Source organism: Pseudomonas sp. B22129 (assembly GCF_044218875.1).
Classification (GTDB): Bacteria; Pseudomonadota; Gammaproteobacteria; order Pseudomonadales; family Pseudomonadaceae; genus Aquipseudomonas.
The window spans coordinates 5676934-5690160 of record NZ_CP162592.1 but is presented as its reverse complement, the minus strand read 5'-3'; the positions used below and the strand labels follow the sequence as shown (position 1 = coordinate 5690160).

The 13227-nt window shown below is 60.5% G+C and carries 18 protein-coding genes; 16 read left to right on the top strand and 2 right to left on the bottom strand.

Features of this window, described 5'->3' with window-relative positions:
• Window positions 1-5 precede the first annotated feature (5 nt).
• The 16 genes from AB4P94_RS25760 to AB4P94_RS25685 all read left to right on the top strand — a co-directional run bounded on the left by AB4P94_RS25760 (window position 6) and on the right by AB4P94_RS25685 (window position 10577).
• Window positions 6-383: a hypothetical protein gene (locus AB4P94_RS25760; protein ID WP_395608108.1), complete on the top strand. Its 378-nt coding sequence runs from the start codon at window positions 6-8 to the stop codon at window positions 381-383.
• Window positions 384-385: 2 nt separating this feature from the next.
• Entirely contained in the window at window positions 386-781 is a 396-nt protein-coding gene (locus tag AB4P94_RS25755; protein ID WP_395608107.1) for a flagellar basal body rod protein FlgC, read from the top strand.
• Window position 782: 1 nt separating this feature from the next.
• The gene (fliE, locus tag AB4P94_RS25750) at window positions 783-1088 is read left to right on the top strand and encodes a flagellar hook-basal body complex protein FliE (RefSeq protein WP_395608106.1); all 306 of its coding nucleotides are present in this window, start codon (window positions 783-785) and stop codon (window positions 1086-1088) included.
• A gap of 18 nt (window positions 1089-1106) precedes the next feature.
• Window positions 1107-2471, top strand: a complete 1365-nt coding sequence (fliF, locus tag AB4P94_RS25745) for a flagellar basal-body MS-ring/collar protein FliF (protein ID WP_395608105.1) — start codon at window positions 1107-1109, stop codon at window positions 2469-2471.
• A 3-nt stretch (window positions 2472-2474) separates the two neighbouring features.
• Window positions 2475-2921 carry a hypothetical protein gene (locus tag AB4P94_RS25740; RefSeq protein ID WP_395608104.1) on the top strand — a complete coding sequence of 149 codons (447 nt, stop codon included), beginning with the start codon at window positions 2475-2477 and terminating at the stop codon, window positions 2919-2921.
• On the top strand, window positions 2911-3633 hold the full coding sequence (locus tag AB4P94_RS25735; RefSeq protein WP_395608103.1) for a hypothetical protein: 723 nt from the start codon (window positions 2911-2913) through the stop codon (window positions 3631-3633). The genes AB4P94_RS25740 and AB4P94_RS25735 overlap by 11 nt, the downstream gene beginning before the upstream one ends.
• Window positions 3617-4963 carry a FliI/YscN family ATPase gene (locus AB4P94_RS25730; RefSeq protein WP_395608102.1) on the top strand — a complete coding sequence of 449 codons (1347 nt, stop codon included), beginning with the start codon at window positions 3617-3619 and terminating at the stop codon, window positions 4961-4963. The genes AB4P94_RS25735 and AB4P94_RS25730 overlap by 17 nt, the downstream gene beginning before the upstream one ends.
• Window positions 4953-5414, top strand: coding sequence for a hypothetical protein (locus AB4P94_RS25725; RefSeq protein ID WP_395608101.1), 462 nt, complete (start codon window positions 4953-4955; stop codon window positions 5412-5414). Before AB4P94_RS25730 ends, AB4P94_RS25725 begins: the two co-directional genes overlap by 11 nt.
• A 169-nt stretch (window positions 5415-5583) precedes the next feature.
• A complete protein-coding gene (locus AB4P94_RS25720; RefSeq protein ID WP_395608100.1) occupies window positions 5584-6138 on the top strand; it encodes a hypothetical protein in 555 nt (184 codons plus the stop codon).
• Window positions 6128-6550, top strand: a complete 423-nt coding sequence (locus AB4P94_RS25715; protein WP_395608099.1) for a flagellar hook capping FlgD N-terminal domain-containing protein — start codon at window positions 6128-6130, stop codon at window positions 6548-6550. Before AB4P94_RS25720 ends, AB4P94_RS25715 begins: the two co-directional genes overlap by 11 nt.
• Complete coding sequence (flgF, locus tag AB4P94_RS25710) at window positions 6550-7728, top strand: flagellar basal-body rod protein FlgF (RefSeq protein WP_395608098.1); 1179 nt, start codon at window positions 6550-6552, stop codon at window positions 7726-7728. The genes AB4P94_RS25715 and flgF overlap by 1 nt, the downstream gene beginning before the upstream one ends.
• A gap of 3 nt (window positions 7729-7731) precedes the next feature.
• Window positions 7732-8487, top strand: coding sequence for a FliM/FliN family flagellar motor C-terminal domain-containing protein (locus AB4P94_RS25705; protein ID WP_395608097.1), 756 nt, complete (start codon window positions 7732-7734; stop codon window positions 8485-8487).
• Between the two features lies 1 nt (window position 8488).
• On the top strand, window positions 8489-8794 hold the full coding sequence (locus tag AB4P94_RS25700) for a FliM/FliN family flagellar motor switch protein (protein ID WP_395608096.1): 306 nt from the start codon (window positions 8489-8491) through the stop codon (window positions 8792-8794).
• Between the two features lie 8 nt (window positions 8795-8802).
• Entirely contained in the window at window positions 8803-9132 is a 330-nt protein-coding gene (locus AB4P94_RS25695; protein ID WP_395608095.1) for a hypothetical protein, read from the top strand.
• Window positions 9132-9854 (top strand): flagellar type III secretion system pore protein FliP, encoded by a 723-nt coding sequence (gene fliP, locus AB4P94_RS25690; protein WP_395608094.1) that lies wholly within the window; start codon window positions 9132-9134, stop codon window positions 9852-9854. The genes AB4P94_RS25695 and fliP overlap by 1 nt, the downstream gene beginning before the upstream one ends.
• Window positions 9855-9872: 18 nt before the next feature.
• Window positions 9873-10577, top strand: coding sequence for a sigma-70 family RNA polymerase sigma factor (locus AB4P94_RS25685; RefSeq protein ID WP_395608093.1), 705 nt, complete (start codon window positions 9873-9875; stop codon window positions 10575-10577).
• 54 nt (window positions 10578-10631) lie between these two features.
• Here the strand turns inward: AB4P94_RS25685 and AB4P94_RS25680 are convergent, their stop codons facing one another.
• Complete coding sequence (locus AB4P94_RS25680; RefSeq protein WP_395608092.1) at window positions 10632-11408, bottom strand: hypothetical protein; 777 nt, start codon at window positions 11406-11408, stop codon at window positions 10632-10634.
• A 259-nt stretch (window positions 11409-11667) separates the two neighbouring features.
• Window positions 11668-13086, bottom strand: a complete 1419-nt coding sequence (locus AB4P94_RS25675; RefSeq protein WP_395608091.1) for an MATE family efflux transporter — start codon at window positions 13084-13086, stop codon at window positions 11668-11670.
• Window positions 13087-13227: the final 141 nt, after the last annotated feature.

Here is a 13227-nt window from a genome sequence, read left to right as displayed (position 1 = left end):
CGTTGATGTCTGCAGATATGAGTCTGGCGGTTGAGACCGTACGCTTTGCCATGAGCCTGGAGCATCTGCGGGCCAGGGTTGCGGCGCACAACATTGCCATGGCCAGCGTACCCGGCGGCCAGGCCATGCGCGTCAACAGCCATGAGCCGCTGGCAGCGTTGCGTGGTGCCCAGGGTGACGCGCAACTGTTCGCGCAGTCGCTGCGCGCCATGCAGAACAGTGAGCTGGCGCCTTATCTGCAGCACTACACGCCGATTACGCCGCTGTCACCTGACGCCGGGGTCGCCGAGTTGTCCGCTGCCAGCGGTCGCTACCAGGCGCTGGCCGACGGCGTGTCGCGCCAGTTCGGCTTGATGCAATTGGCGATCAAGGGAGGCCGCTGAACATGCCGTTGGACAATATCAGTGAAGTGATTCGCGGCAGCATGGCCTACGAGCGCACACGGGTTGAGGTCGCCAGCTACAACCTGGCGATTGCCAATGTGGCGCTCAGCCCAGGTCAGGACTCACCGCTGCTGCGCGTCGCGCCGCCCGGCAGTTTTGCCAGCCAGGTGGGTTTGCATGCGCCGCGGGTGCAGGCTTATCAGGGCAATGAAACCCGCGTGGTCCATGACCCCGGGCACCCCATGGCCGACCCGGACGGCATGGTCCATTACCCCAATATCGAAGCCGCCCGAGAGATGGCCACCCTGGTTTCGGCAACCCGCGCCTACGAGGCGAACATCCGTTCCTACAACAGCTTGCGCGCAATGACGCTCAAAGCCTTCGAAATCGGGAAGTGACATGACCCCAGCGATTACCCCCATCGGGCTCACCTCACCGCTGTCGTCGGCGAACGCGATGGCCTTCGAGCCGAACAACGTGACGGGCACGGACTTTCTTGGCCAATTGAAATCCGGCGCCGTGCAACTCAACGAGCAGACCGACCAGGCCACCGCCTTGCTGTCCTCCTATGCTGTGGGTGAAAACGTGGCGCCCCATGATTTGGTGATGGCCATGGAGCAGGCAAAGCTGTCGCTGCAATTGGCGGTGGAGGTGCGTAATCGTCTGGTGGATGCCTACCAGGAATTGGCGCGGTTGCAGATTTAACCCATGGAAGACAAACCCGTGTCGAAGCTTTTCAGTGGTCGTTCCAGTGTATTTCTCGCTGGCGTGGTGGTGATCATCGCGCTGTTGGCCGTGTCTGTCTGGTGGGTGTTGCGGCCCAGCTATGTGGCGCTCTACAAGGACGCCAGCGAAGCTTCCCAAGCCGAGATCCTGGCGATTCTGAGCCAGCGCCAGGTGCCGTATCGCATCAACGCCAAGGCCGGCGTGATCGAGGTGGCCGCCGAAGAAGCCGCTACCGCGCGCATGTACCTTGCGCAGGCGGGCATACCGAGCCGCAGCAGCAGCGGATTCGAGCTGTTCGACAAGGCCGACTACGGCATGTCGGAGTTCAGCCAGAAGATCAACTACCAACGGGCGATGGAAGGTGAGCTGGCACGCTCGATCATGAGCATGTCGGAGGTCGAATACGCCCGAGTGCATCTGACCTTCAAGAAAACCAGCCTTTACCAGCCCGCCGAAGAGCCGCCCAAGGCCTCGGTGATTGTGCGCCCACGGGCGCAAGGCGCCTTGAACCCGCAACGCGTGCGCGGCATTCAGCAAGTGGTGGCCTCGGCAGTGGAGGGCATGGCCGTGGAGCGCGTGGCCGTGCTCAATGAAGACGGCCTGGTGTTGAGCAGCTCAGACGGCGCAGCGGCGGCGCCCGAGCATCAGCAACTGACGGCGCAGGTCGAGCAGGCGCTCAAGCAAAAAGCCGAGCAACTGCTGTTGCGCCCATTGGGCAGCAATGGCGCGGATGTGTCGGTGCGGGTGCAGATGAATTTTGACCGGGTCAAGTCTATCAGCGAACAGCCGCTGGCCGACAAGCGTTCCATCCGCCGCGAAAAGACCACGGCGTCCACCGACAACTCGACGGGCGAGAGCAATTCCAAACGCTCGCAGAACAACCGTGAGGTGGACTACGAGGTGGGTAAAGAGCGCGCCGAAACTGAGCATGCCACGGGGAAAATCGAGCGGATTACAGTGGGCATCGTACTCAGCACACCGTCAGCGAATGCGCAACTCAAGGAAATCCAGGACTTGCTGGAAGCAGCCTTGGGCCTTGACCCCGCGCGGGGCGACCGTCTGGTGATCGCGTATATCCCGCCCAAGCCCGCCGCGGCTGGCGTGAAGCCCGCCGACCTCCCTATCGCCGCCTCACCGATGGTGGCCTCTGGCGATCCGCAAGCCTCACCGGGCGTTGCGGTGCCATGGATGCGCTGGGGGGTTGCCGCACTGGCTGCTGCGCTGTCGGTCATTCTGTTGATGCTATGGATGGTAACCCGCAAGCGTGAGCCCCGCACCGCCAATAGCTTGCCCCGCCTGTCTTCCATGGAACGTGAACAATTGCTGGGTGACTTGCGTCGCTGGCTGGTGGAGGGCCGCTGAACCATGGAATTTTCGCCACTGCGCAAGGCCGCGATCCGCCTGGCCTGCTTACACGCTGATGATCGCCAATGGATCCTGGCCAATTTAGCCGCTGATGAACGTCAAAAAATCGATGCGCTGTTGGGCGAAATCAGCGAATTGGGGTTGGCCAGCGAACCCACGGTGATGGCTGGGCTGATCAATGAACTGGCGGCACAGCCTCAGGTCCAGGCCAGCGCTCATAGCCATGATCTCCACGAACGCTTGCTCAAGGCCGGCCACCCCTTCTGGGCCGGTTTGGTCTTGCAGTTGGAAACGCCCGTGCAACGGCGTGAAGCGTTGAGCACATTGGCCAACAGTGCGTCGATACGACGTTGGGACACGGCGTTCGCAAAGCACACAATGCCGCCCGCGCTGGTCAACAGCCTGCAAGCGTATCTGGCGCGTTCAGGAGGCCAGGATGAGCGCTAAGGTGCCGGGCCACCACACCGTGCTGCGTCAGCCAGGGCAGGGGGCCGGTGGGCGGCGCCTGCCGGTGATGGGCCCGCCGGGTAGCGCCGATCCTGTTGTCACGCCGTCCCCCGCCCTGGAGGTGCTGCGCGCGACGTTTGCGCAGGAACTGGCCGAATTGCACGAGCAATCCCATGCCGCTGGCCTGGCTCAGGCGCGTAATGAATTTGCCAAACAGGCCGCCACGGAGTTGGCTCAACAGCAGCAGGCCTGGCAGAAGGAAGAAGCGGCATTGCGCAAGGCGTTGGAGTCGCAGCGATTGCAACTGGTCGAGCTGGCCAGCCAGCTGGAGCAACAAGGCTCGCAGATGATTGCCTCGATGACACCGGCGGTTGGCCGGTTGGCGTTGGCAGTGGTTGTGCGGCTGTTGGGGCAGCATGCGCCTGGCCGCTCGTTGGTGGCGGATATGGCCGGGCAGGCCATTGAGGAGTACCAGTTGCAGGCGCCGCTGCGCATCCGCATCGCCGCTGTGGATTACGCCGCGCTACACGCCCGTCTGCAGGATGATCCGGCATTGGCGCTGTTTCAGCCGGACGCGGCAGCGATACCGGGCAGTTGCCTGATCGACCACGGCATTGGCCAACTGGACGCTGGTTTGGACACACAACTTGCGGCGCTTAAAGCGCTATTGGCTCCCGATAAAAGGGGGGATGCCAATGTGGCAGGTGTATGAAGATCAGCGGATAGCAGAGCTGGCACGGGCGAAGCTGTGTCGGCGCCTGGGGCGTTTGATTTCAATCCAGGGCCTGATACTGCAGGCGACCGGGCTGGATGTGAAGTTGGGCGAATTGGTGGACATTGTTCCGGCGGCCGGGGGCGACGCGCTCGTCGCCGAGGTGGTCGGTTTACGCCGTGAGTGCGTATTGCTCATGCCTTATGGTCCGGTAGACGGGCTGTGCCTGGGCAGTGAGGTGGTTGCCCGTGGCGAGGCGTATCGGGTGCCAGTGGGGCAGGGGCTGTTGGGCCGTGTTCTGGACGCCACTTGCCAGCCTTTGGACGATAAACCTGTGCCATCAGGCCTGGTGCTCATGCCGCGGTTTGTTGCCCCTATTAATCCGTTGCATCGCTCACCGATCAACCAGGTGCTGGTCACTGGGGTGAAGGCCGTCGACGTGTTTATGCCATTGGGGCGTGGGCAGCGCGTGGGGATTTTTGCCGGTAGCGGCGTGGGCAAAAGCACACTGCTGGGGATGATGAGTCAGTACGCGGACGCTGATGTGATTGTCATCGCCCTGATCGGTGAGCGCGGCCGGGAAGTCGGCGATTTCATTCGTGAAAGCCTGGGCCCCGAAGGCTTGAAAAGGGCCGTAGTCATCGCCGCTGCAGCCGAGCAACCGGCGGTGTTACGGCGTCAGGCGGCCTATACGGCAACCACCATCGCTGAGTGGTTTCGTGCCCAGGGTCAGCATGTGCTGTTGATCATGGACTCCATCACCCGTTTTGCCCTGGCTCAGCGTGAAATTGGTTTGTCCACCGGGGAACCCATGGGCAGTCGGGGCTACACCCCCTCGGTGTTTGCGCTTCTGCCGCCGTTGATGGAGCGTGCCGGCGGCCTCAATGGTCAAGGCTCGATCACCGGCGTTTATACCGTCCTGGTGGAAGGTGACGATATGAATGAGCCGGTGGCGGATCATATGCGCGCCATTCTGGACGGGCATATCGTCCTGAGCCGGGCCATCGCCGCGCGGGGGCATTGGCCTGCGATTGATGTGTTGCACAGTGTCAGCCGCCTCGCCAATGCGCTGCGCAGCGATGAGCAAAAAGCCCAGGTCGATCATCTACGTGCGGGAATGGGGGCTTACCAGAGCAGTGCGGACCTGATTGAGCTGGGAGCCTATGAGAAGGGCACCAGCCCATTGCTCGATAGCATGATCGCGCTCAAGCCCCAGTTCGATGAACTGCTCAAACAGCGCTCGAACCAACATGTGCTGACGGCTGACGCCTGGAAGACCGTGCGGCGCTTGTCGCAACAACTGACTGCAGGAGCCGCCCATGCAGGATGAACAGCGCAAGCTTCGGCAACTGGCGGCCGCGACCCGTTTGCGAACATTGCAACGGGAAAAAGCGGCATTGAGTCACGCGGCCTGTTTACGCCGTGTACGCACCGTCGAACGCCTGCTTGAGCAAGAGCACCAGCGGTATGCGCAACTCCAATCCTCGTTTGAGCAGCAAGGTCGCGCAGGCGTGGCGTTGGACCCTGCGCAATACGAGCAGCGTCTACTGGCCCAATCGCAGGGTTTTACGGCGTTGAAGGCTCACGTCCAGGCCTTGGGCGAGGTACAGGAGGAGGAACGTGCCTGCAGGGCGCTGTTGGGGCGCCGCACGCTCGAAGTGCAGGTGACGGAAAAGGCGTTCAACACGGTACTGCAGGGCCTGCAGGGCTACCTGAGGGATCAGGAATCCATCGATATCTTTGACGCGCAGCAGGCGCGAGGGGTGAGTCATGGGGCTTAACGTTGGGGTGTCGCTATGGGTTGCGCCGCCGGACGCGCAAGCGCCAGTGCCGCGTGACAGTAAGCCCCAAGGGCAAACATTCGCACAGAGAGCGGGGGTTGAGCCGTTGTTGGCAAAGGCGGATCAATGGTCGCCGCCAACCGATGAACAGCTGGCCCGGGAGGCTGATTTGTTCACTGTTCAGCGCCTGCTTCAGTCGAATTTGAAAACACCCGACAGGGGCATGCTGGAGCTCTATGGCCTCGGGCTTCGCGCCGGAAAACACCTTTCGTATGTGCCGCAGTTATTTGAGCAGACGCCCCCCGTTGAAGGCGGGGTTGCTGCGGCTGATCACGCACCTGTGTCCAATCAAGCCGCAGGCGGCCTCCCGCTTCAAAGACCCTCACCCTCAGTTCAAAGCCATGGCAGCACCCCTGAACAGAAAGCCGTGCATTTTGCCGGCGATGACTGGGCGGATGCCAGCCATGATTTGCCCGGCGCGAGTCCGGCCCTGGCCTACTTGATAAGAAAGTGGCCGGAACGTCATGTACAGGTTTTGCCACGGGGTAAAGGCATCGAAGTGATCATTCGCGACTACCACCTGGCCCCGGAAGAACAGCAGGCCCTGGTGCACGACCTGACACGTCAGGCTGTACGCCCTGAAAGCATCTGGATCAATGGCCAGCCCGCGTGGCAGGCCCCGTCTCTCTCACGTCATTCAACAGGCGACTCCCATGGCCATTGAAGCGATCGGCAACGAACTGAGTACCACCACCTCGGAGCTGGCGCAAAGCCGCTTGGGGCAGGAGGACTTTATCAAGTTGTTCCTCACCGAGTTGACGTTCCAGGACCCTCTGGAACCCATCAATAACCGTGAGTTTCTGGCCCAGATGGCGCAGTTCGCCAACCTTGAGCAGACCCGTGTCACCAATGAAAACACCAATAACCTGGTGTCGATGAGCGCCACGTCGCAGTCTCTCGGGCTGCTGGGGCGTCAGGTGGAGATCACTATGACCACGGGAGGCAGCGTGATCGGTTCGGTATCAGCCATTGCGTTTTCCTCGACCGGGCCTGTGCTTTCAATCAAAAAAACGGATGGCTCCGTGCTGACGGACGTGCGTCTATCGCAAATCAAACTGGTCAGGCAGGGGGCGTGATGCTGCAAGCTTTCTATAACGGAATGAGTGGCCTGTTTTCCTTTTCCAAGGGCTTGGACAACGTCTCCAATAACGTTTCCAACATGAACACCCCTGGGTACCGCGGTAGCGACACGTTCTACCGCAGCGTCAACGGCCAGAACGGGCAAAGCTTTGGCGCGGGTATCGCCGGTACCGAGGTGCGGATCAAGCCCGGAGAAAATCGTCAGACGGGCAACAACACCAACGTTGCCGTCAACGGTTCAGGTTATTTCGTGTTGCGCGATGCGCACGGTGAACTTTCTTATACGCGGGCCGGGCAGTTCCAGGTGGACCAGGACGGGTACCTGGTGGACACCGTGACCCAATTGAAAGTGGCAGGCCTCGATTCTGCGGGCAACTTGCGCGACATCAATATCAAGGGCCAGCGGACGTTGCCACCCAAGGCCACCACCCGCATCGAGATGATAGGTGCCTTGGCGCGCAGCGGCCCAACGGATTCCACCCATCAGATCAACTCAATCCAGGTGTTTGACGCAACGGGCGCCAGCCACACGTTGAGTGTCAAATTTGAGCCGCAAACCACACCGCCCAACAGCTGGAAAGTCAGTGTTTCAGAGGCCAGCGGCGCGTTGCTGCAAAGCGGCACCATTGCCTTTGGTCCTGACGGCAGTCCCGTGGCAGGCTCCAATACGCTGAACTTCACCCTGACCGCCAACGGCGCCGCCCAGAGCATTCAGCTGGATTTCGGTACGCCAGGCAGTTTCAACCTGGCCTCACAGGTGGCCAGTGGGCCGAGCCACACCCTGGGCGCTCGCGTGGTCGACGGCAGTGCGATTGCGGGGCTGAGCAGTTACGCCTTCGATGAGAAAGGCGTTCTGCAATTTACCTATGCCAACGGCGAAAAACGCACCGGGAGCCAACTGGCCCTGGCCGACTTTGCTGACGAGACAGCGCTGATTGCTGGCGCGAATTCGCAGTACAAGACGCCCTCCACCCTGCGTGCCGAATTTGGCAGGGCAGGTGAGGCTCAGTTCGGCCGTATCCAGGGGGGGTACCTTGAGTTGTCCAATGTCGACCTGGCGCAGGAGTTCGGTGACATCCTCATCATCCAGCGCGGTTATCAGGCCAGCTCCCGGGTCATGACGGTCTCCAACGAAATGCTGGAACAACTCTACAACGGCACTCGGGGTGGGTAATCGATGAGAGCGTTGGGGTTTATTGGCAAAAGCCGCTGGAACACCGCCACAGAAAAACTGCCACCGGCGGTGCAAGCCTGGCGTGAGCAATGGTGCTTCAGCCAGGAGGGAAAACCTTGGCAGATTGAGTGCCTGGAGCGTGTTGATACCGCCGACCAGGCGCACGCGTACACGTTGACGTGGCTCAAGGCCGGTGGTGCAGGTGCTGCGGTGTATGTGGCGGGCGACTGGACGTCACTGGTGTTTGGCGCATTCGCCCAGGAGTTGCCTGCAGGCGAAACCGCAGACTATTTGCTTCAGGGCGCCCAGCGAGCGCTGGTCAATGGTGTCCTGGCGTCAATCGGCCAGGCGCCGGCCGCACAATTGCAGGCGGCACCGCCCAGAGCAATCGGCAAACCGATGAGTACTGACATTCTGCTGCGTGTCAGCGTTGAGTCTTTTCGAGTCTATGTCGTGCTGGACGCGGCCTTGTTAAACAACGCGCTGGGGCCCCACGAGGTGAAGCCGCCGCTGTTCCCGCGTGAAAATGCCCTGGGCAAGGCTAGCGTCAAGCTGTCGCTGCAATTGCCACTTGCCAGCCTGTCCATTGGCGAGATGAACGACCTGCACCCGGGGGACACCTTGCGCGCTCAGGCGCTGCTTTCCCAAACCCTGCAACTGCGGGTCGGCACAAGGGCCGTGGCGTCGGGATACCTCGCCCGGCAGCAGGATTATCTCGCGGTACAACTGATTTCCGGTCCATCGCCAAAGGAGTTTTAGCGTGACAGCTACCGTCGATTCAATCGAGTTGGAAGAGGCAAAAAACGTCGCAAATGAAAACATGCCGGCGCTTATCAAGCGGGACATGAACCTGATCAAACATGTGGTCGTGGAATTGGTGGTTGAGCTGGGCAACGCGTCGATGAGTGTCGACGAACTGTTTGCGCTCAAGAGCGGGGACATCGTCAAGCTTTTGCAGCAAGTCCACGAACCCGCGTCGCTGTGCCTGGATGGCAAGGCCGTGGCGCGTGGCAACCTGGTAGCTGTCGACGACAATTTTGGCATTCAGTTGACGGAAATACTGTGACCCCAGACATGACTTCCCAGCCCTTGGGCTTGCCGCTTCGCCAGAGCGACCCGGTGTCGTTTGTACTCATGATCAAGGTGCTGTTGGTGACGGCTTTATTGCTGGCCATTGTGTACCTGGTCATGCGTTGGTACGCCAAGCGTCAGGCCACGGGCAGTGCAAGTGCGCCGACTGCAGAATTGAACTGTACCCGAGCGCTTAGGCTATCGACCAAAACCAAGGTCTACCTGGTGCGCGCGGAGGGGGCACAGGTATTGGTCACGGAATCATCCAACGGGGCGACGGTGACGGTACTCAGCCAACCTGCCTCTGCGCCTGTTCTGGATGCTCAATCGTGATGATCCGAGGCCTTGCGCTTTTGCTCCTGGGGTTACTGCCGCTGACGGCATTGGCCGCCGACGACTTCTCCGAGTGGGGCAGCCTGCACATCAATCAGATCCAGTCGCCCGTCAGCATCGTGGTGCTGCTGACAGCCCTGTCGTTTGTGCCGTTCATGGTGATCGCCCTCACCACCTTCACCCGAAATATTGTGGTGCTGTCACTGACGCGCCAGGCGCTTGGCCTGCAGCAAACGCCACCGAATATCGTGTTGATCGTGCTGTCGATGTTTCTGACCTTGTTTGCCATGGCGCCTACCCTGGAAAAAACCTATGACGCGGGTGTTCGCCCGTTTCTGGCCAGCAAGGTCGGTTTGGAGGAGGCCACCCGGCAAGGCTGGGTGCCAATCCGTGACTTTATGGTCCGTCAAACCCATGAGTCTGATCTGCGGCTGATCTACGAGTTGGCCAAGGCGCCACTGCCCTCAAGCCCGGACGGCCTCTTCCCCGTCAAATTGGTGCCTGCCTTCATGCTGAGCGAGTTGAAGGTCGCCTTCCAGATTGGCTTCATGATTTTCCTTCCGTTTTTGATCATTGATCTGGTCGTGGCCTCTATCTTGATGTCCCTGGGCATGATCATGGTGCCGCCCATCACTATTTCACTGCCATTGAAAATCATGCTGTTCCTGCTCATCGATGGTTGGGGGTTGATCGCCCAGACATTGATGCGTGGTTTGGGTTAGCCAGAGTCGACCCACTCCATGGAACCGGAAAAAGAGTCTGACAAAACCGATGAGCTTTCGCTTTGGCAGGCTTGGCTGAGCGAAAAATCCAGCGATGCCCGCAGCCATCTGTTTTTCTTTTACGGGCAGTGGTTGCGCATGATTACGCGCTTGCTGTACGTGCGATATCCCCACCCACTCGCCGAGTGGCACGACTACGTGAATCTGGCGTCTATCGGCTTGCTGCAAGCCATCGACCGATTTAATCCGTTATTGAAGACCCGCTTTCAGGCCTATGCCGAACCCTATGTGAAAGGCAATGTACTCAAAGGCCTGGCGTGTTACGTACGCGATAGCCGGAAAATCCACCAGGACCGTCTTGTGAGCCTGTCTGGCAGTGAGGACGAAGGCGCGAGCGATCTGGAGCACGTTGCTAACGTAGCGATAGGGTTGGCGTTTGGCCTGTTCCTGGAGTCAGGCATCATTGATCATGAGCCTGAGGCCAGTAACCCTTTGAATGTGTACGAGGTGGAGCAAAACCATGACCACCTGAATGAATGCGTGAGGCAGCTGCCGCCCAACGAACAGCAGGTGATCGTTGCTCACTACTATCAACACTTAAGCTTCACGCAGATCAGTGAGTTGATGGGTCTTTCCAAAGGAAGGATTTCACAGTTGCATGCGCAAGCGCTGAAACGTGTGCGGCAAAATCATGAGCATTTCATGAGCGGTGCCCGGTGGTAGGCATACCTGTGGCGCTGGCCTTGAGAACCTCCCAGGCCAGCGCGCGGTACAACGTCAGGCGGTAGGTCTGACCCGGAAGGCCAGGAACACCGGACCGGCCGGGAAGGTGCTGACTTCCAGCTCATCCAGCGGGTTGAGCGTGCGCGTACGGCCCCCGGCGTTGCTGTAGATCGTATGGCTGCTCGAGGTTGCGATGTTGATCCTGCCGGCGGCTGCCTGGATCAGAGTGACCTTGAAACCTTCAACCACATCGTCACCCAGCGTCAGTGTGACGTCGGTGTTGCTGATCACCAGAATCGACTTGCCTGAATCCGCCATGGTCAAGGGCCTGCTGGCCGTGATCGACACATTGGTGTGCACGTGGCCGCCGGCGTGGTAGGTGACCATCCTGGGGTCGGCGAAGACACGGGCGAAAGCGCCGACATAATTGACACTGGCGCGCATGTCATCGAATTGCTCCACCACGAAGGTACCGACGCTACCGGAGGCTTGGGAGCCGGGATCCATTACCCATTTGCGTCCGATCATCAGCCCGACCTGGGTGTTGTCGCGTACACCTGCACGCAGCTCTTCCAGAAACAGCGAACTGATCTGACCGCCACCTTTGCCCTGTGCATAGGTAAACCGTGCAATTGAGTGGCTGTCACCTGTCGGGTTGGCCAGCGACGTATCGACCTTGTAATCGACAAAATCCGCCGAGACGACGGTGCTCGTGGTGTTGAGGTTGGGTAACCAGGAGAAATCCAGGACCCGCCCGGTTTTGACCTGCTCCAGTGAGGTGGTGGGTTGCGAGGTGGTGGTAGAGCCTGATTGCTTCAAATCATCGTTCATATTACTCATCCTTAAGTAAAGTTCGTGCTTGAGTGCGGGTCGAAACAACCCAAGGCCTATGACTGCCGTCATACAGCCATTTGCCCTGCAGCGTAACGCCGCGTCATTTGATCCGGATCGAATGCAACTTCAGCGGTCATTACGAGCAGGTACTGTATGTATATACAGTTATTTTGATTTGTCGTCACTCATTTTTTGACGGGCTTCTGGAGATTCAAGTTTGACGGTCGGTCGACAGAGCACCCACGCTCCCTGGTGCTCAAGCGCTGCGTCTGCCGGTAGACGGCCACATGCCGCCGAAATACATCGCCGCGCCACACATGCCAGCGGCAACAACCAAAGCCAGCGCAACGATGGCAAACAGCCCGGCCGTGGTCACGCCGAACACCGTCACCGCCAGCCATCCGCCACCTGCGGCGATGACCAGCCGGACGGCGCCGGCAAAGAAAATCCAGCCCATTCGGCCGGTGCCCTGGGCCGCGAAGCTGAGTGCGAAGATCACGCCGTTGGCGGCGTAGAAGGGCGCAACAATATGGAAATACTGCGAGCCGGTCTCCACCACAGCGCTGTCATGAGAAAACAGCCCGATCCACAGCCAGGGCAGCAGCGCGACGAGCAGGCCGACGGTCTCGGTGAAACCCACGCTGACAAGGGTGCCGAGCCAGGCGATTTTTTTCGCACGCTCGAGCTGGCCGGCGCCGACGTTGGTGCCGACCATGGTCAGCACGGCCGTTCCGAGCCCGAACAGAATCGGCACCAGCACATAGTCGAGCCGCGAGGCGGTGCCGTAGCCGCCAATCGCATCCACACCGAAGCGGCCGACGGCGGCGGTCACCAGCAGGACCATCAGGTTTAACTGGAGGGTATTGAGCGCGGCGGGCAGGCCGACCGTCAGAATGTCGCGGAACAATGACCAGCGCAGGCGACCGCGAGACAGGCGCAGCCCGGATTGCCCACTGGCCATGTAGCGCAACATCACGATGGCGGCGCCGCAGTAGTAAAGCGTGACGGCGATGCCGGCGCCGGCCACGCCGAAGCCCTGGAATGGCCCGAGGCCAAAGATCAGCAAGGGCGAAAGCGGGATCAGCACGGCCACGCCGGCAAAGGTGATCCGTGCCGGAACCCGCACGTTGCCAATGGCGCGAAGGACGGCCGATAGCAGGTTGACCACCCAGATCGGTACGGCGGCCAGGAAGATAAAAGCGGAATAGACGAGGGCTGAATGCAGGGCTTCGCCCGTTCCCCCCAGCGCCCGATACAGCGGGCCGCCCAGGCCAATCACCAGCACCGAGAACAGCAGGCCGAAGGCTACGGCGGTCACCAGCGTGTGCAGCACAAGCGCGTTTGCGTCTTCATGGCGCCCGGCGCCGGTTGCCCGCGCGACGGCTGAAGCGACGCCGCCGCCAATACCACCGGCAGACATCATGGTCATGAGCATCCACACGGGAAAGACCAGGGCGACACCGATCAGTGCGTCGGCGCCCAGGCGCGACACGTAAAAGGTCTCGGCCACGTTCACCAGTGTCTGGGCGACGAGTACACCGATGGTGGGCAGTGCCAAGGCCATCATCGTGGCAAAAAGGGGGCCATGCAGCATCGCTTCGCGGGCTCGAAGCTTGGCGGCAGACTGTGCGTGCGAAGGCGCGGGAAGGGGGGCGGAATCCTGGAGCGTGGTCATGGTGGTCGCCTTTAAAACGTGACGTTATTGGATCGGCAGAATGCTTTCAATCCGCTGGGGACCCTATTCAGCTTTTGAACGGTGAGCGCGCTTTTGTGGTGAGCGGGCAGGTCCTAATGCCCATCAGGGCTTGCCCGCTCA